General features: G+C 62.6%; 22 protein-coding genes and 1 tRNA gene. 12 read left to right on the top strand and 11 right to left on the bottom strand.

Annotated features, from left to right (window positions below):
• Nucleotides 1-8: 8 nt before the first annotated feature.
• Genes ACR9Y2_RS23975 through ACR9Y2_RS23960 form a run of 4 tightly spaced genes read right to left on the bottom strand, consistent with a single transcriptional unit; the run spans nt 9 to nt 2,723 of the window.
• Nucleotides 9-959 carry a ribose-phosphate pyrophosphokinase gene (locus ACR9Y2_RS23975; RefSeq protein WP_435044197.1) on the bottom strand — a complete coding sequence of 317 codons (951 nt, stop codon included), beginning with the start codon at nt 957-959 and terminating at the stop codon, nt 9-11.
• Nucleotides 959-1,900, bottom strand: coding sequence for a 4-(cytidine 5'-diphospho)-2-C-methyl-D-erythritol kinase (gene ispE, locus ACR9Y2_RS23970; RefSeq protein WP_435044196.1), 942 nt, complete (start codon nt 1,898-1,900; stop codon nt 959-961). Before ispE ends, ACR9Y2_RS23975 begins: the two co-directional genes overlap by 1 nt.
• A gap of 1 nt (nt 1,901) precedes the next feature.
• The gene (locus ACR9Y2_RS23965) at nt 1,902-2,417 is read right to left on the bottom strand and encodes an adenine phosphoribosyltransferase (RefSeq protein WP_435044195.1); all 516 of its coding nucleotides are present in this window, start codon (nt 2,415-2,417) and stop codon (nt 1,902-1,904) included.
• A 15-nt stretch (nt 2,418-2,432) separates the two neighbouring features.
• Nucleotides 2,433-2,723: an acylphosphatase gene (locus tag ACR9Y2_RS23960; RefSeq protein ID WP_435044194.1), complete on the bottom strand. Its 291-nt coding sequence runs from the start codon at nt 2,721-2,723 to the stop codon at nt 2,433-2,435.
• Between the two features lie 33 nt (nt 2,724-2,756).
• On the opposite strand from ACR9Y2_RS23960, the gene ACR9Y2_RS23955 reads away from it, so the two are divergent.
• Nucleotides 2,757-3,410, top strand: a complete 654-nt coding sequence (locus ACR9Y2_RS23955) for a hypothetical protein (RefSeq protein WP_435044192.1) — start codon at nt 2,757-2,759, stop codon at nt 3,408-3,410.
• A 42-nt stretch (nt 3,411-3,452) separates the two neighbouring features.
• The gene (gene hemB / locus ACR9Y2_RS23950) at nt 3,453-4,424 is read left to right on the top strand and encodes a porphobilinogen synthase (protein WP_435044191.1); all 972 of its coding nucleotides are present in this window, start codon (nt 3,453-3,455) and stop codon (nt 4,422-4,424) included.
• A 69-nt stretch (nt 4,425-4,493) separates the two neighbouring features.
• Here the strand turns inward: hemB and ACR9Y2_RS23945 are convergent, their stop codons facing one another.
• Nucleotides 4,494-5,051, bottom strand: coding sequence for a PEP-CTERM sorting domain-containing protein (locus tag ACR9Y2_RS23945; protein ID WP_435044190.1), 558 nt, complete (start codon nt 5,049-5,051; stop codon nt 4,494-4,496).
• Between the two features lie 893 nt (nt 5,052-5,944).
• Here ACR9Y2_RS23945 and ACR9Y2_RS23940 point away from each other — a divergent pair.
• From ACR9Y2_RS23940 to ACR9Y2_RS23905, 8 genes are all read left to right on the top strand, one after another.
• The gene (locus tag ACR9Y2_RS23940) at nt 5,945-6,670 is read left to right on the top strand and encodes a PEP-CTERM sorting domain-containing protein (RefSeq protein WP_435044189.1); all 726 of its coding nucleotides are present in this window, start codon (nt 5,945-5,947) and stop codon (nt 6,668-6,670) included.
• Nucleotides 6,671-6,776: 106 nt separating this feature from the next.
• Nucleotides 6,777-7,598 carry a transketolase gene (locus ACR9Y2_RS23935; protein ID WP_435044188.1) on the top strand — a complete coding sequence of 274 codons (822 nt, stop codon included), beginning with the start codon at nt 6,777-6,779 and terminating at the stop codon, nt 7,596-7,598.
• A 31-nt stretch (nt 7,599-7,629) separates the two neighbouring features.
• A complete protein-coding gene (locus ACR9Y2_RS23930) occupies nt 7,630-8,562 on the top strand; it encodes a transketolase family protein (protein WP_435044899.1) in 933 nt (310 codons plus the stop codon).
• A gap of 70 nt (nt 8,563-8,632) precedes the next feature.
• Nucleotides 8,633-9,259: a histidine kinase gene (locus tag ACR9Y2_RS23925; RefSeq protein ID WP_435044187.1), complete on the top strand. Its 627-nt coding sequence runs from the start codon at nt 8,633-8,635 to the stop codon at nt 9,257-9,259.
• 3 nt (nt 9,260-9,262) lie between these two features.
• Nucleotides 9,263-9,946 carry a response regulator gene (locus ACR9Y2_RS23920; protein ID WP_435044186.1) on the top strand — a complete coding sequence of 228 codons (684 nt, stop codon included), beginning with the start codon at nt 9,263-9,265 and terminating at the stop codon, nt 9,944-9,946.
• Nucleotides 9,947-9,955: 9 nt separating this feature from the next.
• On the top strand, nt 9,956-10,873 hold the full coding sequence (locus ACR9Y2_RS23915; RefSeq protein WP_435044185.1) for an amidohydrolase family protein: 918 nt from the start codon (nt 9,956-9,958) through the stop codon (nt 10,871-10,873).
• Between the two features lie 68 nt (nt 10,874-10,941).
• Nucleotides 10,942-11,526, top strand: a complete 585-nt coding sequence (locus tag ACR9Y2_RS23910; RefSeq protein ID WP_435044184.1) for a hypothetical protein — start codon at nt 10,942-10,944, stop codon at nt 11,524-11,526.
• 60 nt (nt 11,527-11,586) lie between these two features.
• Nucleotides 11,587-11,671: transfer RNA gene (locus ACR9Y2_RS23905), tRNA-Leu, on the top strand.
• Nucleotides 11,672-11,721: 50 nt separating this feature from the next.
• Here ACR9Y2_RS23905 and ACR9Y2_RS23900 read toward each other — a convergent pair.
• Nucleotides 11,722-13,434, bottom strand: a complete 1,713-nt coding sequence (locus ACR9Y2_RS23900; RefSeq protein ID WP_435044183.1) for a DUF5597 domain-containing protein — start codon at nt 13,432-13,434, stop codon at nt 11,722-11,724.
• Between the two features lie 159 nt (nt 13,435-13,593).
• Between ACR9Y2_RS23900 and ACR9Y2_RS23895 the strand changes: the two genes are divergently transcribed.
• On the top strand, nt 13,594-14,952 hold the full coding sequence (locus ACR9Y2_RS23895) for a sulfatase family protein (protein WP_435044182.1): 1,359 nt from the start codon (nt 13,594-13,596) through the stop codon (nt 14,950-14,952).
• A gap of 133 nt (nt 14,953-15,085) precedes the next feature.
• Complete coding sequence (locus tag ACR9Y2_RS23890; protein ID WP_435044181.1) at nt 15,086-16,027, top strand: hypothetical protein; 942 nt, start codon at nt 15,086-15,088, stop codon at nt 16,025-16,027.
• Nucleotides 16,028-16,041: 14 nt separating this feature from the next.
• Here ACR9Y2_RS23890 and ACR9Y2_RS23885 read toward each other — a convergent pair whose 3' ends face one another.
• The 5 genes from ACR9Y2_RS23885 to ACR9Y2_RS23865 all read right to left on the bottom strand — a co-directional run bounded on the left by ACR9Y2_RS23885 (nt 16,042) and on the right by ACR9Y2_RS23865 (nt 25,179).
• Nucleotides 16,042-20,436: an efflux RND transporter permease subunit gene (locus tag ACR9Y2_RS23885; RefSeq protein ID WP_435044180.1), complete on the bottom strand. Its 4,395-nt coding sequence runs from the start codon at nt 20,434-20,436 to the stop codon at nt 16,042-16,044.
• Nucleotides 20,433-21,638 (bottom strand): efflux RND transporter periplasmic adaptor subunit, encoded by a 1,206-nt coding sequence (locus tag ACR9Y2_RS23880; protein ID WP_435044179.1) that lies wholly within the window; start codon nt 21,636-21,638, stop codon nt 20,433-20,435. Before ACR9Y2_RS23880 ends, ACR9Y2_RS23885 begins: the two co-directional genes overlap by 4 nt.
• Nucleotides 21,639-21,720: 82 nt before the next feature.
• The gene (gene queF / locus ACR9Y2_RS23875) at nt 21,721-22,155 is read right to left on the bottom strand and encodes a preQ(1) synthase (RefSeq protein WP_435044178.1); all 435 of its coding nucleotides are present in this window, start codon (nt 22,153-22,155) and stop codon (nt 21,721-21,723) included.
• Between the two features lie 2 nt (nt 22,156-22,157).
• Nucleotides 22,158-23,396, bottom strand: coding sequence for a TIGR00300 family protein (locus tag ACR9Y2_RS23870; RefSeq protein WP_435044177.1), 1,239 nt, complete (start codon nt 23,394-23,396; stop codon nt 22,158-22,160).
• A 64-nt stretch (nt 23,397-23,460) separates the two neighbouring features.
• The gene (locus ACR9Y2_RS23865) at nt 23,461-25,179 is read right to left on the bottom strand and encodes a cation:proton antiporter (protein ID WP_435044897.1); all 1,719 of its coding nucleotides are present in this window, start codon (nt 25,177-25,179) and stop codon (nt 23,461-23,463) included.
• Between the last annotated feature and the right edge of the window lie 123 nt (nt 25,180-25,302).

The following is a 25,302-nucleotide window of genomic DNA, read 5'->3' as shown; positions in this document are numbered from 1 at the left end:
CTATCGATTCAGACAAACAACGAACTCACGGACGTCTCCTCGTGAATGCTCTGGATGGCGCGGGCCAACAGGCCGGCCACCGAAAGCACCCGGATCTTGCCGCACGCGGCGGCCTCCGGACGCAGAGGAATGGAGTCCGAAAAAACGACTTCTTTCAGCGGAGAATTCTTGATGTTCTCCACAGCCGGCCCGGAGAGCACGGCATGAGTGGCGCAGGCCGAAACACTGGCGGCCCCACCGCGTTCGATCAAAGCCTTCGTGCCCTTCACGAGCGTCCCGGCCGTATCGATTAAATCGTCAATAATCAGGCAGTCGCGGTCCTCAACGTCACCGATGATGTGCATCACATCGGCTTCGTTCGGCTGCTCGCGGCGCTTGTCGATGATGGCCAGCGGCACTTCCAGGCGCTTGGCAATCGCCCGGGCGCGCTCCACACCGCCGGCGTCAGGCGACACCACTGTCAGGCGGTCCAGGTCGCCATAGGCGCGGAAGTGGTCGATCATCACCGGGGCGGCAAACAGATGGTCCACCGGGATGTCGAAGAATCCTTGGATTTGGGCGGCGTGCAGGTCGAGCGACAGGATACGGTCCGCGCCGGCGCGTTCCAGCATGCTGGCCACGACTTTCGCCGAGATCGGTACCCGCGAACGGTCCTTGCGGTCCTGCCGGGCGTACCCATAGTAAGGCAGCACGGCCGTGATCCGGTCGGCCGAGGCTCGCTTCAACGCGTCGATCATCAGGATCAACTCCAGAAGATGGCGGTCGGCCGGCGTACAGGTGGATTGCACCACAAACACGTCGTTGCCGCGCACGTTCTCCTCGATCTGGACCCAGATCTCTCCGTCGGAGAAGGTCTTCACCTTGGCGCCGCCCAGCACGGTGCCCAGTTCGGTGCACAGTGCGGCGGCGAGCGCCGGATTCGAATTGCCGGTCAGTATTTTCAGTCTCTCAGATCTCATTACGCGTACCGGCTTTGGGGAGGCCATGTATTTACTAATGCGTGTTCTCGCAGGCTCCGCCACAAACGCGCGCGATACTGCACGCGCGTCAACATCGTCGTCGAGAAAACCTTGAGAGGCTCCGTGTGAAACTGCGGAAGGGCTCCCTGAAGCTTGGCCTGGTTTGGAAACACCCCGAAGAGTGCTGCCCCGCTGCCGGAGAGCCGTGCAACATGAGCCCCAAGCCGTTCGAGTTTTCTCCGCCATCGTTTCAACTCCGGATGAAGCTGAAAGACGGCTACCTCGAAATCGTTCTCCGCATCAGACGCAAGATACGCCTGCCAGACAAACGACTGGAAAGTATTTAGTTTAGGTGACTCGGACGGTGAAGTCAACGACGGGCGCCCGAGGGCCCGGAAGGCCTCTGGAGTCGATACGTGAATGGGTGGCGCCAGCACGATCATCGGCAGCGGCTTCGGTTCCGGCAGGGGATACAACTCCTCGCCGCGGCCCAGCCCCAGCGCAGCCCCGCCCACCAGGAAGAACGGCACATCGCTGCCCAATTCCGCGCCCATCTCCATCAAATCAGGCAGGTTGGTGTTCTTGCCCGTCAACGCTGGCAACGCCAGCAGCACCGCCGCCGCATCGCTCGACCCGCCGCCCAGGCCGCCGCCCATGGGCACCTGCTTCTTCAGGCGCATCCGCAACCGTCCGCGGACCTTACGACGCTCGAAGAAAAGGCGAGCAGCGCGCGTGACCAGGTTGTTGTCGATGGCCAACGCGTCGTCCAGTTCCACCACCGCGCCCTTACCGGGCGTGAATTCAAAATCAAGGGTGTCGTGCAGGCCGATGGTCTGGAAAACGGTCCGCAACTCGTGAAAGCCGTCAGGGCGTTTATACAGTACCTTTAAGCTCAGGTTGACCTTGGCGTAGGCCCGGACCGTGGCTGATCGGGAAGACACGTTAGTAGTGCAGTACCGAGTAGACTTCCCTGCCCTCGAGCTTCGCCTTCCCGTTCAGGAAATCGAGTTCGATCAGGAAGCCGAGGCCCAGCACCTGTCCGCCCAGCCGTTCAATCAGCTGGGCCACCGCCGACGCAGTGCCGCCGGTCGCGAGCACGTCATCAATGACCAGCACCCGCATACCCGGCTTGATTGCATCTTTATGCACCTGCAGCTTGTCGGTGCCGTACTCGAGCGCATACTCGATGGTCTCGGTCTCGGCCGGCAGTTTCCCCGGCTTGCGCACCGGAACGAAGCCGGCGCCCAGGGCGTAAGCGATCGCTGGAGCGAAAAAGAAGCCTCGCGCTTCAACCCCCACCACCACGTCCACCTGGATGCCCTCATAACGGGCCTTGAGCGCGTCGATCGTGGCCTTCCAACCCTCGGGATCCTTCAGCAGCGTGGTGATGTCGAAGAAATTGATCCCGGGCTTGGGAAAGTCCGGCACTTCGCGGATGAGTGACTTCAAATCGATCATAAGTATGTGCGGAAACTAGTGTTTGATGGAAAACCCATCCGATTGTAGCAGAGGCGCTTCGATCTCCTCGAGACTGCGCACCTCGCCGAATCGGGGCCCCATGCGCAGCCGGCCGCTGTACTCGGCCAACTGCTCCGCTGTGCCCGTGGCGTAGCTCTCCACCGCCCCGTCGTCGCGGTTGCGCACCCAGCCGGTGACCCCGGCTTCGGCCGCCACCGTCTGGGCAAAATAGCGGTAGCCCACCCCCTGGACCCTGCCCTTCACCACGTAGAGGCGGGAGATTCGCGGTCCCTGTTGTCTTGCCATCCTGCTCGCCATGCTACATTCATTATCCGTAACGTGTTCCATCCTTTCCAACTCGTGCCCCGCCACATCCGGCCGAGACTGATGTGGCCGGCCGCCCTGCTGGCCTGCGGACTCGCCCTGATACTCACCTGGCAGGGCTTCGAGTTGAAGTCGAAGTCCGCGCCGCAAGGGATTGTATCCCTAGAGTTAGCGGCGTCCGCCAAAACCGCACAAACCATCCTGGAAGAGTGGCGCGGCGATCATCCGGGGATTTCCATGGAAGACAACCTGGACAAGATGGTCCAGCAGGTACCCAAAGGGAAAGACGAACTCGCGCTGCGGCTGATTATGCTGGACTTTGTCTTCCTGCTAGCCTACGCGGCGGCGCTCAGCATGTCCTGCGTCTGGCTGGCCCGGCGATCCGGCCTGCCGGCGCTCGGTGTTGGGTTGGGCTGGGCGATCTGGCTGGCCGCCTTGCTGGATGCTTTGGAGAACACTCTGTTGCTGCGGCTGATGAACGGCTCGCTCGAGAACTCCACCGCGCTGGCTGCCTGTCTTTGCGCCCTGGTTAAGTTCGCCCTGTTCCTGGCAGCCTTGGGGTTCACCGGTTTCGCACTGTGGAAGGCCGGCCGCAAAGTCCTGGGCGGGTTCTTTGGTCTTGTTTGGATCGGTACATTCTTCAGTGTCGCCGCCGCGCTGTTGCGGTAGAGAGTGTGGCGCCACGTCTGGGCTAAGATGGCAATTGAGCCTATGCCCTTCCCCACTCAACGCCCGCGCCGGCTTCGTTCGTCGGAATCCATGCGCCGCCTGGTGCGCGAAACCATCCTCGAGCCAGCCGATTTCATCCTGCCTTTGTTCGCCGTGGAAGGTGAGGGCATCCGCAAAGAGATCAGCTCCATGCCGGGCAACTACCAGTTGTCGATCGAGGAGATCGTCAAAGAGTGCGAGGAGTGCGCGGCGCTCGGCATCGGCGGGGTAATCCTCTTCGGCATTCCTTCTCATAAGGATGAAGAAGCATCCGGGGCGTATGACAACGACGGTATCGTGCAGCGCACCGTACGCGCCATCAAGCAATCCGTTCCGAACCTCCTGGTGCTCACCGACGTGTGCAATTGCGAGTACACCAGCCACGGGCACTGCGGCAAGATCATCGACGGTGATGTCGATAACGACATCTCGTTAGGGTGGTTGGCCGCGGCGGCAGTCTCCCACGCCAGGGCCGGGGCGGACATTGTGGCGCCGTCGGACATGATGGACGGCCGGGTGGGTGCGATCCGGCAGGCGCTGGACCAGGCGGGGTTCCCGAAGGTTCCGATCCTGAGCTACGCCGCCAAGTACGCCAGCGTATTCTATGGACCGTTCCGTGAGGCAGCGGAATCCGCACCTCAGTTTGGCGATCGACGCAGCTACCAGATGGACCCGCCGAACGCACTCGAGGCAATGCGGGAGATCGCCCTCGATCTGGAAGAGGGCGCCGACATGATCATGGTCAAACCGGCGATGCCCTACCTCGACATCATCCGCATGGCCAAGGATCGATTCGACGTGCCCCTGGCGGCTTACCAGGTGTCGGGCGAGTTCAGCATGATCATGGCTGCGGCGCGCAATGGCTGGATCGACGAACAACGGGCGATGATGGAGTCGCTGGTGGGGATCCGGCGCGCGGGAGCCGACTTCATTCTCACGTACTTTGCCAAACCCGCCGCCCGGCTGCTGGGCTAACCGGACTGTAAAGACGAAAAGACCCCGGCTCCGAGAGAGCCGGGGTCTTCTCGTTTCAATACTTTGCGATTAGGCTTGTTTGCGGCGGCGGGCGAAGGCCAACAGACCGAGCAGGCCAGCACCCATCAGTCCATAGGTGGCCGGTTCCGGAACAACCGACTCAACCGTGACCGTTGCGCTGTTCAGCTTCCCTAAGGTAATCGGGCTGAGCCAGTCGAGCGACGTCACGAACAACCCAGTCGGGGCGATTGCAGCGGACAGTGCCGGGAAGTCGAAGTCGGCCGGAGTGAAGACCTTTGTCCCGTTGTGGGTGAACGAGCCGCTGGCCACCACGACATCGATGGTCGTGCCCCCCTGCGTGTAGAGGACCAATTTCAAGGGGCCTGTATTGCTGCCCTGTGCATCCAGGGTAAAGGTGATCTTGGTGATAGGCCAGGGATGCGTGACAAAATCGTCGTTCGAGAAATCCCAGTTGAGCTGGTAAACATTCCCCGAAGTTAGATTTGTCAAACCCATGCTGGCGGAACAAATCTGGCCGACACATGTTGAGGCCGGCGGAAACAAATTAATAGTCGCGGCGGACGATACCGCGACTGAACACACGAGTAGCGCTAGCAGTTTCTTCACAGTCAATCTCCTCCGTGGCTATGACCGATTAACAGTACGCAATCATACTGAAACACGTAGCCACGTCTAACCTTAAGACAACACAGCGTATAGTTCAAGGCTATCAGTCACCTGGGAGGGCTATCATAGGATTCTGTACCTATCTATCAGGTATCATTTTGACCCTATGATATTAAGCTTGATTCACAAATCAATCGCATGATGGGCACAAGACTTCACCGGTCAGATTGGCATGGTTGAAAAGCGGCAGGATCTCAAGTCCAGGATCAAACCATCGGCCAGGCGAAGAAGATACGGAGAATTACATTACCGTGATTCTTGTGCGATCATTTCCAGCATTCGCAGCTTAAATAAGGGCATTCAATGTTCAAATTAGCAAACATTAATCCGTCTTCATTTGTACGGAATGCGAGGTGATCACAGCCCTGCCGGGAGCTTCGCCCGGCAGGAATCGGCCGCCCCTGGACGCCTGAACCGGCGCCGGCTCTGGAAGCGGAGATCCGAATCCAGCGGGAGTGACACATGTATAGGGGATGTAGTGCGGACAGGTGCCCTCACCGGCAAGCACCTTGAGCTTCAACCGGCGTTTGCTGGCTGGTACGGTGGCAGGAGTTCGTTCAACACAGTAAGGAACTGGATCCATCGGTTCAGTACGTGATAAGGTCAGCCGAAGATAAGTTAGCCGTCAGGTCTTGTCCGTAAGACGCAAGTGGTACACTGGTTTTACGATCGTGGTACTAGCCGGTTTCCGCAAACTGTTGGCGTGCAAACACTTCGGCACAAAGCAACCGGCTGAACCCATCTAAAGATAGCCTGTGAGGGTACTCCCTAGGTGTAGTATTCTCTCAGAGAAAGTCTTTCGGGACTTTTCCAAGTTTTGAGGAGGAGATTGAATGAAGAAGTTTGTATTGTCTTTCCTGGGTACCGTGTTGCTCAGCTCGATGTCGTTCGCAACGACCATCGCGCTCACCGATACCTTCAGCACGAACAGCATCGACTCGGCGATCACCGGCACGACCGGTGTTTACACGATCGCGACCACCCAGCTCAACACGCCGATCGCGACCGTGAACCGTACGGTTTTCGGCCGGAAGGTCGGCAACGCCGGCAGCGACCCGCTCGGCAAGATGGAGTCCTTTGTGGATTCCGGCTCGTTCGTGCTCAACTCTGCTAACAATGTGTTCGGTCTCGGTGGTGCTCTGTACGACATCCCGGCTGGCGATTTCACCGGCACGATCCCCACTCTCTCCATCGATTGGACCGGCGCTGACAATCCGAATGGCACCCTCACCTTCTTCGTGACCAGCGATGCTGGTGCGACGAACCTGGCCAAGGTTACCGGCATCATGTCCGGTGGCGCTGGCACAGCATGGAAGACCATCAACGTCGTCGGCACGCCGCCTCAGGCGTTCTCGGCTAACCTGGCGCAGATCCTCGCCGCCAACAACAGCGGCGTCAACACCGCTGCAATTACCGGTTTCGGCTTCTTCTGGCAGACCTCGCTCGCGCAGGATGCCACCCTGGACAACTTCAAGGTTTCGGGCGTGCCCGAGCCCGGCACCTACGCCCTCATCGGCGCTGGTCTCGCCGGTCTCGCACTGCTCCGCCGCCGGAAGTAGTTCGAGGTTTTCGAACCAAAACCCCGGGGCTTCGGTCGCGGGGTTTTTTTGTGTCTACTCCACTGATCAATCCTACCCCCTGGCTATGATAGAGTGGATTTTTCCCATGCAACGCACGCAGAATCCCTCCGAGCTCTCCTCCATAGCGCGCCAAGTCAGGCGTCACATCCTTACTATGATCACGGCCGCCAAGTCGGGCCACCCGGGTGGTTCGTTATCGGCTGTGGAACTGTTGGTCACCCTGTACTGGGACGTCCTCCGGCACGACCCGGCCCAGCCCAAATGGCCCGAACGGGATCGATTCATCCTCTCCAAAGGCCACGCCGCCCCGGTCCTCTACTCCGTGATGGCCGAATGCGGATATACGCCGGTGGAAGCCCTGAATACCCTCAGGAAACTGGGTTCGATCTATCAGGGCCACCCGGATGTGCGCTACATCCCCGCCCTGGAGGCGTCCACAGGCTCCCTCGGTGAAGGTTTGAGCCTAGCCCTCGGAATGGGACTGGCCGCCAAACTGGACAAGTCCCCGTCTCGCGCCTACGTGGTGCTAGGCGACGGCGAGATCCAGGAAGGCCAGATCTGGGAAGCAGCGATGTTCGGTTCATTCCACAAGGTGGATAACGTCTGCGCCATCGTCGATAACAACGGCATCCAACTGGATGGCTTCGTGAAGGATATTCTCGATCTGTCTCCGCTGGCTGAGAAGTGGCGCGCTTTCGGCTGGCACACCCTCGAAATCGATGGCCACGACATTCCGGCCATCCAGAAGGCGTTCGCCGAGGCGGCCGAAACCAAGGGTAAGCCCACCTGCATCGTGGCTCACACCATCAAAGGTAAGGGCGTCAGCTTCATGGAGAACAATCCGAAATGGCACGGGGTTGCCCCGAAGACGGAAGAACTGGAACTCGCATTGAAGGAGCTTGCCTAACATGCCGGCCAACGTGAAATACGAACTCAAAATGGGCGCTGCCACGCGCGAGGCGTTTGGCAAGACGCTGGCCGAACTAGGCCGCGAGAATGCGAATGTCGTGGTCGGCGACGCCGATCTGACAAAGTCGACGATGACCACCTACTTCGCGAAGGAGTTCCCTGAGCGTCTGTTCGAGTGCGGCATCGCCGAAGCGAACATGGTGGCGATTGGCGCAGGCCTGGCCCTGTCCGGCAAGATCCCGTTCGTTTCCAGCTTCTCCGCCTTCATCATGACCAAGGGCTTCGAGCAGTTGCGCTGCCTGGTGGCCTATCCGAATGTGAACCTGAAGGTGGTCGGCACGCATAGCGGCATCTCCATTGGAGAAGACGGTCCTTCCCAGATGAGCATGGAAGACCTCGCCCTCGCCTGTGCCCTGCCCAACTTCACCGTGTTGTGCCCCGCCGATGAGGTCGCCACCGCCTGGGCGGTTCGCTGGGCGGCCGAACATGTCGGCCCCGTCTTCATCCGCACGGGCCGCGTGAAAGTGCCGGTGATCTATCCAGCCGGAATGGCCTTTGAGATGGGTAAGGCCGTGGAACTCGTCAGCGGCACCGACGTGACCCTGATCGCCACCGGTCTGGTGGTCGCCGAAGCCATCCGCGCCGCCGAGCAATTGGAAGGCGAAGGCATCTCGGCCCGCGTACTGGATATCCACACCATCAAACCCATCGACGAAGAGGCCATTGGCAGAGCGGCCGCCGAGACCGGTGCGCTGGTGGTGGCCGAAGAGCATCTGGTCGATAGCGGCCTGGGTGTACGTGTGGCGCAAGCCGCGGCCAAGACCCATCCGGCGCCTATCGAGTTTGTGGGCCTGACCGAATTCGCGGAATCGGGCACTCCGGACGAGTTGCTGGACAAGTACGGGATGCGTGCGGACAACATCGCCGCCGCGGCCCGGCGCGTCCTTGCCCGCAAGAAATAACCGGCGTTCCGCCGATTTGCCTGACATAATATCGCCCGCCAATTAGATTTGGCGGGCGATTTCGTTTATCATGAGCCCGATGGATCTGAACGGCAAGCCCGCTTCGACGGTCGATCTGGCATGGAACGGGTCAGACGAAATGCGCCAGCAGGAACGGCGGCGAGTCAGCCGGCGGCTGCACGACGACATCGGCCCTTCGCTGTGCTCGGCCGGCCTAATGATCGGGCTCCTGCGCAGCAATTGGCCCGAACTCAATCGTGAGTCACGGGAACTGCTCGACACCATTCAGGAAGCGCTGGAAGCCGCCGTCGATTCCGTGCGGGTATTGAGTTATCAATCCGACCCCGGCATCGTCACACGATGTGGATTGCGCAAGTCCATCGAACTCATCACACAGGGCCGGCCTGTGGATTTTACGTTCGAGCAAGGTACGCCCGCCTGGTCGATGGAGCAAGCCGAGTCGCTATGCCGTATCATTGGTGATGCACTCCTGGCTTGGGATGCGTCGGAGCGTCCGGGCCGCGTGCAACTCGTTCTTGGTCATCGCGCAGTGCAACTGCGAGCGCCGGCGGGTGAACTGCTCGGAGAAGCAGCACTCCAATCCGTGCGCCAGATAGCGGCACGCGTCAACCTTTCGGTGGAGTACCGGGATTCCTCGGTAACGGAACTCTCCGTTACTCCCGGCAAGGAACCATGATTGATGTATACCTTGTTGCTGGTGGACGATCACAAAATCATGCGCGACGGTCTACGCGCGATTTTGAAGAACTCGGGCGAATTTGAGGTGGTGGCGGAAGCGGAAACCGGCTCGGATGCCATCGCGCTGGCGCGGTCTTTGAAGCCCCAATTGATCCTGATGGATATCAATTTGCCGGGGATCAGCGGGATCGAAGCGACCAGCGAAATCATGCGTCATACACCGGAATCGAAAATTGTCATACTCTCGATGCACGACGACGAGAGCTCGGTGATGCGGTCGATCCGCGGTGGCGCCCGCGCCTTTGTCCTCAAGAAGGCCAGCGATCGCGACCTGCTGGACGCTTTGCGCACCGTGGCCAGGGGCGGCTCCTACTTGAGCCCGCAGGTGTCCGACACCTTCCTGGCTCGTGTCCAGCGAGGCAATCTCAACGATGCGAACGGCCGCAGTGCCGTGCAGGCCCTCACGCCGCGGGAACAACAGGTGATGCGGATGGTGGCCGAAGGGCAGACCAGCAAGGAGATCGCCGTCGTGCTCAACCTGAGCCTGCAGACGGTCCGCGGCTATCGAAAGACGCTCATGAAGAAGCTGGGTGTCAGCAATGTGGCCGGGCTTACCCAAGTTGCGCTGGCCAACGGCCTGTCAAATTCGCATGGAAATACTGGCCAAGGCGCCGCAGCCGGGTAAACTGTCTGAATGCAGACTCTCTGGGGTCAGATTGCCGTAGCTGACGCACACGTCCATTTTTTCTCCAGGAGCTTCCTGCGCCAGCTGGCTGTCCAGAAGGGCGGCTCCGCCACGCCCGCCGATCTGTGCGTCACGCTCGGCTGGGAACCGCCTCCGGAAACGGCCGAGCAATGCGCCGCGCAGTGGGCCGCCGAGCTGGTTCGCAACGAAGTTTCCCAAGCCACCCTCATCGCCAGCCTGCCCGGAGAGGAGGACTCCGTCCTGGCCGCCGTGGCCGCCTTCCCCGGACGATTCTTCGGCTGGTTCTTTCTCAATCCCATGGCGCCCGACGCCAGGGACCGTTGCGAGCGCGGGTTCCGTAACGGGCTCAAGGCGGTGTGCCTGCTCCCCGCGATGCACAACTACTCCCTGGGCGATGCCCGCGTCGATGAGATCTTCCGTACAGCGGCCGCCTGCCGCGCCACCATCTTCGTGCATTGCGGAGTGCTCTCCGTCGGTTTCCGGCATCGCCTGGGACTGCCCTGCCCGTTCGATATGCGGTATTCGAATCCGCTCGACCTGCACCCACTGGCTCTCAAGTACCCCGGCGTCAACATTGTGATTCCGCACTTCGGCGCCGGCTTCTTCCGCGAAGCTCTCATGCTGGCCGACATGTGCCCCAACGTATACATGGACACCTCTAGCAGCAATGCCTGGACGCGCTATCTTACCCCGCCGCCGACGCTGGAGCAGGTCTTCCGCCAGGCGTTGTCCGTCGTGGGCCCGCGCAGGCTGCTGTTCGGCACCGATTCGTCCTACTTTCCCCGCGGCTGGCACAAACTCGTTTTCGACGACCAGGTGAACGCCTTGTGGAAGGTGGGGATCCGCGGCGACGATGCGGCGGATATCCTCGGCGGGAACCTGCGCAGCCTGATGCGCGGCCGCTAGATTCCACTCAGATTCAGTGAGAGCATTCGCGGGCAGCATGCACTCCTTTGCCAGAGGTTCGCTGCCCCATGCGCTTATCGTTCTTCCGACTTGCCCAGTCGCTGGCCGGGAAGGCCCTGGAAGGCGCCGCCTTGCGCCTGCCAAGCCTGGACTACCCTTTGATTAGGCCCGCCCGAATCGCCGTCCTGGGGCTCACTGTGCGCCAGGAACCGGGCATCCACGTCCTCCCCGATTGGGACAGCCGGACACTCGCGAAAGCCCGCCCCTTCGCCCTGGCCGGCTGGCATCAGGACTTGGTCCAGGCGGGCCGCCTGCGCGAATCCGGCCATCTGCCCCTGGCGGACCTCAATTTCCCCCTGCTAGTCTTCTCAACGCCCGAACAAGGCCCCCTCACCGAGTCCGACCACGCGGAGTTGTGGCGCTGGTTCGGACTTCCAGTCTATGAGCAGATCAGGACCCTGGACGGGCAACTGGTAGCGGAGGAGTGCGAAACCAGGAACGGATTCCATCTGGCGCCGCGATCAGAAAGTGGAGACGGCATGCCGTGCGACTGCGGGCACGGGGTCTGTTGGACCCATTCCGTGGCGGAGCCGGCGGAGGAACTGCTCTGCGCCGAGGTCACGCAATCGATGGCGGCCAGCGCCGGCGACTGACCGTTCCGCCCTGGGCGGTGGCGCACTGTCGATTTCACCTGCTAGACTTTTATACACTGTGCGGACGTGGCGGAACTGGCAGACGCACTGGATTTAGGTTCCAGCGGGGAAACCCATGGGAGTTCGACCCTCCCCGTCCGCACCAGTCTTTGAACCTCTTGGCCCGTTGGATTTCTCCACCGCGCCAGGACTCTTTCAATCCCTCCGGTACAACTTCACCTTGATCGCGCCAAAGCGGCCGCTGCGCAGCACCGGACGTCCTTCGTCACCGTTCAAACGCCGGCCTGCGACCCAGTGGCCATTCTCGAACGAGCCCTCGTCGATGTACCCGATCTCCGTAATCTTCGGCCCCGGCGAAGCCGCGGCGAAGGTCGCCATCAGGCCGGAACCCACCATCAGGAATTCGTCGGGCCCCGTGGAGATGAGCAGGCCTTGCGGCCGCGTGTCCGGCGGGGGCGGACCGAACGGCGAATCGGAAACGGGCTGCTGCCGGCGCACTACCGCCGGATCCACCGGCGCCTGGCCCGCATCCAGTTGGATGCGCGTCCTCGATGACGTGAACCGCACCTGGTAACCGGCCAGGCTCACGGTCTCCGTCTGGTCAGGCTCGAACAATACTCCACGCACCTTGCCCTCCGCCTGCGCTTTGGCCAGCACCGGCAGCATGGGGCCCAGGAACGCATAGGCCTCGGCCAACTGACTGTCTTCCTTCATGTCCTCAATGCCGAACGGCGAGAAACCCATGCCGGCATGCTGGCCCAACGACCAGAAGAGGTGCCCGGTGATCGCGCGGGCTTCGGGGATGAACAGCGGGTTGCCCGAGCGGGCGTACAACGCACAGGTCCCCTTGAAGTCCTGGACGTAGATGTCGGGCGCCAGCAGGTCAATCGCCGGACCCGCGGCATGGTAAATGTCCATCACCCGCGCCACCGGCCCACCGCTGGGATATTGCCCAGGTTGGTCCATCTGCGGTTGCGGACCAAGCCAGGCGTTCACATACATAGGCAGCGGCAGTTCCGCCTTGCCGGCCTCCACCACACGGTTCATATAGCGGCCGACATGCCACGCCATGAACGCTTCCTCGGCGAAATTATCCGTGCCGAACACCTCGCTCCAGGTGCCCGACGCTTTGTAGCCGTTCGCCCCCCACACCTTCTGCGTCTCCGGCAGCAGGGAGGCTTTGTTCTTAACGAGGTGGTCCATCAAGGCGGCCGGTACTGGTTTCGCCCACGCGGCCTCAGCCAGCGGTGAACGGTCGCGGCTGTCTCCCAGCAAGCCTGTCTCGTTTTCCACCTGCATCATGATCACGGTGTGCTGCGGGTCCACCTGCTTGATGTGGCGCATGAGGGCCGCAAAGGCCTTGGCATCGGCCGCCATACTGGCTTCGCCCAGCGGAGTCAGATTCGGCGCCGGCATCGTCGCCCCCATCATGGACGCGAGGTGCTGCGGCAGGTCGGGCCGCGGCTTCACCACCATACGGGGGAAGCGGCGCTGGTCCAGCTTGACCCACATCGGAACGTAGCTCGACGTGGCGTTCTTCCAGGATGCAAACCAGATGAGGACCAGGCGCATGCCGTGGCGGCGGGCATCCTGGATCTGCGAGTCGACCAGCGTGTAGTCGAATTTGCCTTCCTCGGGCTCCAGCAATTCCCAATTCACGGTGCCGATCACCGCATTCACATGCAGGGCGGCCAGCCTCTTCCAGATGGGCTGCATGTACGTCACACTCGACGCGCTGGAGTTGTGCAGCTCGCCGGCCAGCATGATGAACGGCTGGCCATCGACAAACAGCTGTTTCACAGCGCCGTTGGTTCGGATCTCCGGCATACGGGCGGCAGGCTGAGCCTGAGCCCAAAGACCACAAGCCGTGAGTAGGATGACGAGGGGACGGATGGCAAACAACCGCATCGGACGCTCCTGATATCGACTCGCACGCCGGCGCGGGCAGCAGAGTCTGTACGGGCCATGGCGGCGTGGCCACATCATATGTTGATCGACGGCTTGGCTGCAAGCGCTTACTGTCTCATCGGTAAACACAGCCTGCAGCGGTTCGTGTAGGCTACAACCATGAACCGGCGGGAATTCCTGTCCACCAGCGCGGCGCAAGCCCTGGCGCCCCAACGGCGGCCCAACGTCCTCTACCTGCATTCGCACGACACCGGCCGCTATATCCAGCCCTACGGGCATCCCGTTCCCACCCCGAATCTGCAGAAATTCGCCGAACAAGGGGTACTCTTCCGCCGGGCCTTCAGCGGAGCCCCCACCTGCAGTCCCAGCCGCGCCGCCCTGCTCACCGGGCAGACCGCCCATGGCAGCGGCATGCTGGGCCTCGCTCATCGCGGCTTCAGCCTCAGCCACCCTGAGCGCCACCTGGCGAACTACCTCCAATCCCACGGCTACGACACCACACTCTGCAACGTGCAGCACGAAACCAAGGCCGGTACGGTGCCTTCCCTTGGCTACCAGCGTGTCTTGAAAACAGCCAGCAACCGCGGTCCCGATGCCGCCGCGGCCGCGGTGGAGTATCTGAACTCGAAACCCAAGGCGCCGTTCTTCCTGTCCTGCGGCTTCTTCGAGACACACCGCGAGTATCCCGTGTCCGGACCCAGGGAGGATCCGCGCTACACACTGCCGCCCGCTCCACTGCCCGACATCTCGGCCGTCCGTCAGGATATGGCGAACTTCAAGGCGGCCGCGCGCGTGCTTGACGATTCCATGGGTTCCATCCTGCAGGCGCTGGCCCGGAACGGCCTGGAGGAGAACACGCTGGTCGTCCTGACCACCGATCACGGCATCGCGTTCCCAGCCATGAAGTGCAACCTGACGGACCACGGCATTGGCGTCATGCTGATGATGCGCGGTCCCGGAGGCTTCCTCGGCGGTAAGGTCTCCGACGCGCTGGTCTCGCATCTCGACGTCTATCCCACCCTCTGTGAGACCCTCGAACTGCCCAAGCCGGCCTGGCTGGAAGGCCGATCGCTGGCGCCGCTGGTGAAGGGCTCGGCCAGTTCCATTCGCGATGAGGTCTTCGCCGAAGTCTCCTATCACGCTGCCTACGAGCCGAAGCGCGCCCTGCGGACGGAGCGCTACAAGTACATCCGCAACTTCGGTGACCGCACTCTCCCCGTGCTACCCAACTGCGACGACGGCCTCAGCAAATCGTACTGGCTGGAACAAGGCTGGAAAGACCGGCCCATTGCGCGCGAGGAATTGTATGATCTCGTCTTCGACCCCAACGAGACGAATAACCTGGCCACCCGCCGTGAGCGGCCGGCCGAGCTCGCCCAACTCAGCAGCCGCATGGACCGCTGGATGAAGGATACAGACGACCCGTTGCTGCGCGGTCCGGTTGCCGCGCCGCACGGAGCGCAGGTCAATGATCCCGCTGGTTTGTCGCCCCGCGAACCCGTAACCGTGTTACCCTAACCGGCGGGCCGCCGGCGGCCAACTGGCCGTTGACCACAAATGAGGCATTCCACCCAGCGAATCCGCTTTCCTGGGTATGTCCGGGTAGGGCGTGTGGTGCGATCTCCGGCCCGGAAGCCTCGGAGGAGTCAGAATGTTCAACTGCGATCTTAGGGTCGACATCACGCTGTCAGAGAAAGCCGCCAATGGCCGCAGCCAGGCTTTCAAGGCGGTGGTCAAGATACGGCTGATGCAGGGGGAAGGCGACGGCGGCAAGTGGGCCCACATGGATACCCGGGATTTCCGGCTGCCGCAAGGCGGAAACTTCGTGGTCCTGCCCACCGGAATCCTGTTGAAGGATGGTGGCGGCTGCTTCGCGCTACTACTGGGCCTCGGTGTGCCGCCCTCTCTGGGCGCACGAGGGGATCTGAAGATCTATACGCCGGGCCAGCGGGACTATAATTCGCCCACGGTCCAGTGGCGCGGCAACGGCAAGTGGGAGGTATTGGCCAAACAGGCCAACCTGCCGCTCAAGGAATCCGCTACCACGTGGGGGAACTTCAAGCGGAACCTGGGCAAGTACGGCCGGGGCCTGGGCTGGGAGCTGTGCTCCTCCAGCGGTCAGTCTCTCTCCGCCGGGGCCGGCGGACGCGGTGTCGAGATCGCCGTGATGTGCCGGCTGTATATGAAGCCGGTCGACGACGAGAAGGGCAAGAAAATGGTGGTCTACAGCTACAACGGCGCAGGCGTCGGAGCGATGCTGCCCGGCTTTTCTGGCTCCGGTTCCACCTCGGATTTCCCCAATGTCGGCACCGAATTGACCCAGGGCAACCTGCCGCTGAACGAGCCCCTGAGGCCGGAGGAGCTCAGCGGCACCTGCCAGGTGGTCTCCCTCTCGGCGGGCGGCATCGTCGGCTTGGGCGGCGGATTCGGAGCCGCGGCGACAGCCCAGGGCGTCATCTTCGGCGTACCCGCCGGACTCGCCGTGGGCGCTTTCAAAGCCTGCGCCTGGATCGCCGGACCCGCCGCCATGGTGGGCAAGACCGGCGCCAGTGCTGGCGCAGTCCTCCAGATCGGCTACCTGTCGCTGCTTTGACGCGAGCCCGCCGATCATCGCCCCAGGGTTCGGTCCAGTTCAGCCACGGCCAGGCGCAGGCCCAGCCGTGTTTCCATGAGCTGCGACTCGGCTTCCGCCAGTGCGGCGTCGGCCTGCTTCGCGGCCAGAACCGTAGTCAGGCCCAACTCGACCTGATCCCCGCCAATGCGCCGCGCCTCGCGCCGCACGGCCACTGCTTTCTCCGCCACCTGGACCAGGTCCCGCAGCCGCTCCACCTTGCGCCGCGCCTTCTCCACGTCGATGGCGATCCGGTTCTTCAGCCGGGCCGCGTTCACCTCCGCCTGTTCCAGCAGGCTCTGCCGCTCGCCCACCACGGCCGAGCGTTTGCCGCCGTCGAAGATGTTCCAGCTCATCCTGGCGCCCACCGCGGCATTGTTCGTCGGCAGGAATGGCACCCCGTTCTGGTAGGTGTGCATGCCGAAAAGGCTGATGTCCGGAATGAACTCCGCCTTGGCCGCCGCCACCGCATGACGCGCCTTCGTCACCGTCTCCTCAGCCTCGCGCACCTCGGGATTGCCGGCAGCCGCCTGGCTCGTTAGTGTCACCAGGGGCGCCAGTTCTACCAACGGCGCCTCGGGTGGAACCAGTTCCAGTTCCGAGTTCAGGGGCAGGCCCAGCAGGTCGTTCAAATCCGTCCGTATGTCGGCCACCTGGAGCTCCGCGTTCAAGACCGCGTTCTTCTGCTGCAACAGCAGGGCCTCGCTCTCCAGAGCCTTCACCTCCAGCACAGCCCCGGTGTCCACGGCATCCCGTGCCTCCTTCCGGCCTTCCTCTGCCGCCGCGACGCGCGACTTGGCAGCCGCGATGCGATGCTCCAGGATCAGAATCCCGAAATACGCCTCCCGAGCCTTCAGCGCGATCTCATTCTCAGCCTGGCGCTGCCTCTGCTCGGCGATGTGAATATCCTGGTCGGCGACCCGCGTACCGGCGCGGATCTTTACAAACTGCGTCAGCGGCTGGCCCACGGTGGTCATCATCAGGCCCAGCGTGTTATCGCCCTGGAACAGCTTCAGGTCCGTGGCCGGCAAGGCGCCCAAACCTGGAATTGAACCCAGGAACCCGGCTGGAATGGCCAGATTCTGCAGTCCGCTCGTATACACGATGCTCGATTCGTTCGAAACCACGGGCAGGTAGTTCGCCCGCACCTGGTCGCGCTTCTTCGAGTTCTCCTTCACCTTCAGCTGAGCCAGTTTGACAACGGCGTTTTGCGTACGCGCCAGGGACACCGCCTCCTCCAAAGTGATCCTGCGCGGTTCGGCGCGCAGCGACCCTGCGCCCAACAGGCACAGCACCAGCAGCGCAGCCACGGGCGCCCGGCCCGCGCTCCGCCGTTCGCAAACAACATACAGCACCGGCACCACGCCCAGCGTGAAGAACATCGAACAGATCAACCCGATGGCGATCACGCTGGCCAGCGGCGACCACAGGCTGGAGCCTGACAGGATCATGGGCGTCACGCCCACCGCCGCCGCCGCGGTCGTCAGGAAAATGGGCCGCAATCGCCGCTCGCCTGCTTCCAGCGCGGCCGCTTCCAGTTCCACTCCGGCGTGCCGCCGTTCGTTGATGTACTCCACCAGGATGATCGCGTTGCGCACCACCACGCCCGACAGGCTGATGACGCCCATGAACGCGGTAAAGCTGAAAGGATTCCCAGTCAGCAGCAACCCCAGCACCGCGCCCGGCATCGCCAGCGGAATCGACATCATGATCACCAGTGTCTGCACCGGCGAGCGGAACTGAAACAGCAGGATCAGGAAGATCGCCACGATGCTCAGCGCCATCACCATCTTCATCTCGCCGAAAGTCGTCTGCTGACCCTCGATCTCGCCGCCATAGTCGATGCGGTAGCCGGGCGGCATGGACATCGCCGCCAGCTTCGGACGGGCTTGTTTCAGGATCTCCGACGGCAGATGATGCTCGCCGGCAATCGCCATCGCAGTCAACGTGCGCACGCCATTGCGGTGCAGAATGCGGTTGGCGCGCCACTCGGGCTTGAGGCTCGCCACACTCCGCAACGGCACCCGCGCCCCCGTGATGGAACTCACCACGTAAACATCCGACACGTCCTCGAACCGCCGCCGGTAGGATTCATCCAGTCTCAGCACCACCGGCACGTCCCGGTCGCCCTCCCAGAACGTCGTCACCGGCATGCCGCTGAATGCACCAGCCAGTTGCATCGCGATGCTGGCGTTGCTGAGGCCCAACCGGTTGGCCACTTCCTCGTCTACATGCACGCCCAGGTCGTAGGCGTCCTCGTGGAAATCGTCATAGACGTACTCGGCCCCGGGCGACTCACGCAAAATCGCCTGCGCCTTCGCTGAGATCGCCTTCAGCCTCTGCAGATCCTCGCTGCCATCGTCGGAGCTGACAATGCGCACCTCCACCGGAGCCTGCATCGCCGTGCCCTGCTCCAATTCACGGACGAGGATGCGCGCTTCCGGCGCCACCTGGGCCAGATCCTTGCGCAGCCGGAATACCAGCGACGGCGTCTGTTCGGCTGTCTTCGTATTCACCAGCACCTGCGCATAGTTCGAGGCCGTAAACTCGGGCGCCACGTTGTAGTAGAACCGCGGGGCCGATTCGCCCACGAAAGTCGAATAGTTATCCACCTGCGGATTGGACTTCAACTGACGTTCGATGCGCCGCACGGCCGCATCGGTCGCCTCCAGCCGCGCGCCCTCCGGCAGCCAGACGTGGATCACGAACTGGGCCCGCTCAGCTGTGGGGAAAAAGCGTTCCGGCACCGCCGTACCCAGCAGCACGATGGACAGCACAAACGCCAGGAGACCGCCCACCAGGGTCAGCGCCTTGTGCCGCATGCCGAGCACGATCCCCTTGTTGTACAGCCTCTGCATCGCATCCAGCAGGTGGAAGCCGTGCTTCTTCTCTGCATCGGGATCGTGCAGGCCCTTCTTGATGAAGAACTGGCACAGCCACGGCGTCAGCAGCATCGCCACGATGAACGAACACGTTAGAGCGACTGCAACCGCGATCGGCAGCGCCCGGATAAACTCGCCCACCGCGCCGCTGATCATCAGCATCGGCAGGAACGCCGCAATGATGGTCGCCGTCGCGGTCAGCACCGGCACCACCAGTTCTGTTGCACAGCGCGCAGCCGCCTCCGGCCGGGCCACTCCGCGGTCCAGCAACTCCACATAGTTATCCGCAATCACGATCGCGTCATCCACCACCATGCCCAGCACCACGATCAGGGCCGCAATCGACACCTGATGCAGCTCCACGCCGATCATGTCCATTACGCCAAACGTCGCCGCCACCGTCACCGGTATCGCCAGCGAGGCGATCAGGGCCACACGGAACGGCAGCAGTAGAATCGTCACCAGGATTACTGACCCGATGGCGATGCCGAACTCACGGATGAAGTGGCTGATGCGCTCTTCCACCACATGCGGCTGATCGGCCACGATGTCCACCTTCAGATCCGGCGGCAGCGTCGCTTTCACCCGCTCCAGCTTGCCCCGCAGTTCATTGCCGAAGTCGACGATGTTGTTGCCCTCCAGCATCTCCACCGAGATCATCAGGGCCCGCTCGCCGTCGAACCGGCACAGTGTGCGAGGATCGCCTTCGACCCGGTTCACATTGGCCAGGTCGCCCAGGTACACCGGTTGGCCCGTAGGCGACATATCGATCATCAGGCGCCGGATCTCGTCCTCTGTCTGAAATAAGCCCGTCGCCTTCAGCGGTACGTCGCTATCCGGAGTCTTGAAGTTCCCGCCGGACTGCACGACATTGCGGCCGCGCAGCGCCTGGATCACCTTCAGCGGCGACAGCGTGTACTGCGAGACGCGCTCCGTCGAACTCGTAATGCGGATCTCTTCCTTCTGCTCGCCCACCCTCGAAAGCTTGGCCACGGAGCGTGTGGTGCGGAACTCGTCCTCAATGTGCCCGGCGTAGTCTTTCAACTGCTGGTAGTTATAGCCGCCGCCATGCAAAGCCAGCAGCAGCGCCACCGTATCGCCATAGTCGTCGCGCACGATGGGGCCCTGCACGCCCTCCGGCAGTTGCGTCAGCTTCAGCTCGATCATGGCGTGGCGCAGCTTCGACCAGAAGACATCCGGCTGCCGGACATGATCCTCCAGCTCTACATTGATGACACTGACGCCGTTGCGGCTGGTCGACCAGGTCTTGGCCTTGCGCACTTCTTCATAGCGGAACAGGCGGTCTTCCAGCTTGCGCGTCACCTGTTTTTCCACCTGCTCGGCGGTGGCTCCAGGGTAGAGGGCGATGACGAGGCCCGTGCGGATGGTGATCTTCGGATCCTCACGCCGCGGCATCGTCGACAGCGCATAGATGCCGCTCAGGAACACGGCCGCCGTCAATAGCAGTGTCACCTGGGGGTAGTGGAGAGAGGCTTTGACCGGATTCATTGCGCCGCTCCGGTGAGTTGCACCAGGCCGCCCTCACGCACGTTCTGCTGGCCCGCCACCACGATCAGGTCGGCGGCAGTCAGCCCGCTGGCAATCTCGATCTCTGCGTTGACAGCGCGCCCCACCTGCACCCGCCGCGCGAAGACCCGCTGCTTCTCCGGGTAGTAGATGTACACCAGCGTGGCGCCCTGCGGATCGCGCACAATCGCCTCGCCCGGCACCGTGATGACCTTCACCCGGCTGTCGCCTTCAATTTCCGCTTCGGCGATCATGCCCGCCCGCAACACCAGCTTGGAGTTCGGCACCAGGATCCGCACCGCGAAGGTGCGCGACTGCGGCTCGGCCGCGTATCCGACCAGTTCCACCTTGCCCGGAAAGTCCTGCCCGCCCATGGAAGGAATCCGCACCATCGCCGGCCGTCCCGGCTGCACCTTGGCGATCTCCGCCTCCGGCACGCCCACTCGCACCCGTATGGGGTTCAAATCCATCACCGCGAACACCGGCATCCCGGCCGCCACCATCTCACCCGGATCCGTCAGCCGGCGCGCCACTACCCCCGTCAAAGGAGCCGTCAGGCGCGTATCCGCCACTCGCTTCGCATTCAGTCCGACATTGGCCGCCGCCTGCCGGGCCTTGCCCTCCGCCGCCGATCGGTCCTCCGTCCGAGCCCCTTCGCGAGCCTCGTCCAGCCGCTGCTGCGCCACCTTCCACTGCGCCTCAATCTTCTTGAAGTCGTTGGGCGCCAGGCTGTGCCGATCGTACAGCGTCTTCATCCGCTTGTACTCGTCATCGGCCTGCTCAAAGGCCGCCTTCGCCTGCTCCAGATCCTGCTTGCGCGTACCCGCCTTCGCCTTGGCCGCCAGCGCCGCTGCCGCGTCCGACTCGCCCGACGCAATGTCCACGCCAAACTGGTAGTCCCGCGCATCCAACTCGGCCAGGACCTGCCCCCGCTGTACCGCCTGCCCCTCTTCCACAAAGACGCGCGTCACGCGCCCGGCCACCTGGAACCCGACTTCAGCCGACTCGCGCGCTTCCACCGTGCCACCTGCCCGAATGGCCGTCTGGCGGTCAACGCTCGCCGGCTTGCGCACGCGCACGGGCACAGCCGTCTCCTTGGCCGCAACCGGCGCTTTCGATCCGCAGCCACAGCTCAAACCGGCAGCCGCCAGGAGAGAGACGGCCCAGAAAGACTTGGAAAACATAGAGGCTCCTAAAAAGGATGTCGAAATCCTATTTTAGAAGCCCCAGAATGGAATTAAATGTATGGATTAACGGGAGCGCGCGCTACTTCCGCCGCGGCGTGTAGTTGGCCGTGATCGTCGAATACACGCCGCCGCGCGGCGTAAACTCGCCCGACACCACCATCTCCCGGGGTGCGCATGCCTTGATACAGTCCGCCAGGATCCGGTTCACCGCGTTCTCCTGGAAAATCCCCAGGTTGCGGTAAGCAAGCCAGTACATCTTCAGCGACTTCAGTTCCAGGCACAGCTTGTCTGGGATGTAGCGGATCGTAATGGTGCCCTGGTCCGGCAGGCCGGTCCGCGGGCAGACGCTGGTGAACTCCGGCGTCGTCACTTCGATCCAATAGTCGTTGGAAGAATACTGGTTGGGCCAGCACTCAATGGCCGGCAGTTGGGCGTCCAAGCCGCTGCTGGCATGCTCGTCGGTGTAAACCCGCTCCGCCCCGGCCTTTGCGGCCTTCTTCTTTTTGTCTGCCACGTCTACTTCCCTTCCCCCAGATTCTTATCCAGCAGTTCCAGAAACATCCCTACGTCCGTCACCACACCCAGCGCCTGCCCCGTACCGCGGTCGCTCAACTTCGTCGCAACCGCAGGATTGATGTCGACACACACCGTCTTCACCCAACTCGGAAGCATATTGCCCACCGCGATGGAATGCAACATCGAACCCAGGCACAGCACCAGTCCGGCTCCGCGGAGATGGGTCGCATAGGCGTCCTGCGCGGCATTCATGTCCGTAATCGTGTCGGGCAAAGGACCGTCGTCGCGCAAGCTGCCCGCCAGCACAAACGGCACATTGCCAGTTACGCACTCGTACAGAATGCCCTTCGTCAGTTGCCCGCCGTGCACCGCGCCCGCGATCGAACCGGCATGGTAAATCGCATTGATTGCCCGCATGTGATTGCGGTGGCCGTGCTCTTCCTGCCGCCCGTCACTCAGCCGGACACCCAGCGAAGTGCCGATCATGGCCGCCTCGGCATCATGGACGCCCAGGGCATTGCCCGCCAGCACCGCGCCCACATAGCCCTTGCGGATCAACCCGGCAATCGACTTCGCTCCACCCGTGTGGACCACCACCGGCCCGGCCACGATGACAATCTTCTGGCCCGCCTCTTTCGCGATGCGCATCATGGCCGCGGTCTGCCGCACGGCCGTATCCACCTGCCGCTCGCTGGAGATGCCGTTTGACATGAATGCGAACGCCAGCCGGTCGCGTTCCTTCGACTCAGGGATCACGCGGATCCCGCGCATCCCCACCACAACCTCGTCGCCGGCCTTGATGTCGCGCAACCGCCGCGCCCACGGCTTGCCCTCCGACCAGACGATCAGCGCATCCATGCGCTGGTTCTCCACCGCCAGCCACTCGCCATTGCGGCGCACCAGCGTGCGGTGGTTGGTTGTCGAGTAGAAATCCTCCGGAGCGCACCGGTCCCGCTCCACGCTCTCAAAGTCCGCATCACTGCCATCCGCCGGAGTGCAGCCCAGGCCAATCAACTGGCCCAGCATCTTTTCGAGATCGTCCGGAGTGGGCGCCTCCACCCGCAGCCGCAGCCGCGACGGATCGGAGTTGGTACGGCCAATGTGGAAATGCTCCACTTCGAACCGGCCGTGGTATTCGACGACGGTGTCGAAGATCTGCTCCATGATGTGGGAGTCGATCAGGTGGCCTTCGGCCTCCACAACCTCCTGGAGCGAAGGCTTCACGTGTTTCTTGGTCATTGTCTATGGATCAATTCGGGGAATTCTCTCAGGATAGCAACACCTGCCTGTAACAGCCGTTGCTCTATGTCGCCAGGAACGCGCGAACCCGCTCGCGCTCACCGTCCAACTGCTCCGGAGTAGCTCCAAGCTGTTGCAAAATATACTCTGTCATCGCCAATGCGACCTCGCCTTCGCCCGAGAAGACATGCGTTGCCCCAGCCGAGCGGATGCCCGCCGTCTCGCCATGGAAGGCCGACCGCGCCAGGACCTGGATTGTCGGGTTGATCTCACGCGCCAGCCGGATCATCTCGGTCGACTCTGCTGTTGCCGGCGCCGTCAGAATCAGGCTGAATGCCCGCTCCAACCCCGCGCTTTCCAGGATCTCCCGCTGGCTGGCGTCGCCATAGATCGCGTGGACACCCTCCTGCCGCAGCCGCCGAGCCGTATCCACATTCAGTTCGATCACGGTGGGTTCGATCCCGCGCTGCGCCAGCAGCCTGGTCACCGTCTGGCCGATCGGCCCGTAACCAACCACCACCGCGCGGTGTGCCGGGCCCGCCTTCCTGCCCAGGTGATCCTCCATGGGCAGGTTCTCGCGGTTCAGCAGGCGCCACAGCGAGGGATGCCGCCGCAGGTAAGCCTCGGCCGGCCCCACCAGCCGGTAAAGCACTGGATTCAAAGCGATGGAGGCAATCGAAGCGGCCACCAGGATGTTGGCTGCGTCCTCCGAAAGGATCTTGAGGCTCTTGCCCACCGCCGCCAGGATGAACGAAAACTCGCCGATCTGCGCCAGAGCCACGGCCACCCCCAGCGCGACCTTCGACCCGTGATGCATCAGCGTCACAATCAGAAATGCGGCCAGCGGCTTGCCCACCAATACGATCCCCAAAGCCGCCGCCGCCACGCCAGGAGAATGCAGCAACTGCCTTGGATCGAACAACATACCCACCGAAACGAAGAACAGGACAGCAAACGCGTCCCGCATCGGCAACGCCTCGGAGGCGGCCCGCTGGCTGAACTCGGATTGGCCCACCACCATCCCGGCCAGGAAGGCGCCCAGCGCCATGGATGCTCCAAACCAGTAAGCGGAAGCCACCGCAATCCCCAGCGCAATCGCCAGTACAGCCAGGGTGAAGAGTTCCCGAGAATGCGTAGCCGCGATGCCGGACAACAGGCGCGGAATCAACCGTCCGCCCACGACAAACGTAAAAGCCCCCAGCACGGCTATTTTCAGCACCGCCAGCCCCAGAGCCAGGGGGAGAGCCGAAACTTCCTTCGCTCCGGAACCGAACAAGGCCGGCAGAAGGACTAGAACCAGGACGGTGAACAGATCCTCCACCACCAGCCAGCCCACGGCAATGCGGCCAGTGCGGCTGTGCAGGTCGCCGTTGTCGGAAAGCACTCGTGTCAAAACGACCGTGCTGGCTACGGAAAGCGCCAAACCGAAAACGATGCCGGAAGGCCAGCTCCAACCAAAGGCATGGGCGGTGAATGACCCCAGCGCCGTAGCGGCGATGCTCTGGCACAACGCGCCGGTCAGGGCCACGCTGCGCACGGCCAGTAAGTCTTTCAAATGAAAGTGCAAGCCGACGCCGAACATCAGCAGGATCACACCGATTTCGGCCAACTGGTCGGCCAGGCGGCGGTCGGCCACGAAGCCCGGCGTGTGCGGCCCTACGATGAGGCCCGCTAACAGGTAGCCCACTATGGGCGAAAGACCCATCTTATGTGTGAGATACCCCAGCAACAGAGCGGCGGAAAGTCCTCCGGTGATGGTGAGAATCAGCTCTGTTTCGTGAATGGATGCCTCCTCAGACACTGGAACATGGAGTGGCCGCCGGAACAGCCCGGCCCTAAGGACACTACGCCCCCTGAAGAAATCTTAAGGGTTATGTTTCCCAGTCTATCAGGACCTCCGGTTGCG

Source organism: Paludibaculum fermentans (assembly GCF_051172195.1).
GTDB classification, from domain to species: domain Bacteria; phylum Acidobacteriota; class Terriglobia; order Bryobacterales; family Bryobacteraceae; genus Paludibaculum; species Paludibaculum fermentans_A.
This window is presented reverse-complemented; position numbering and strand designations above follow the sequence as displayed.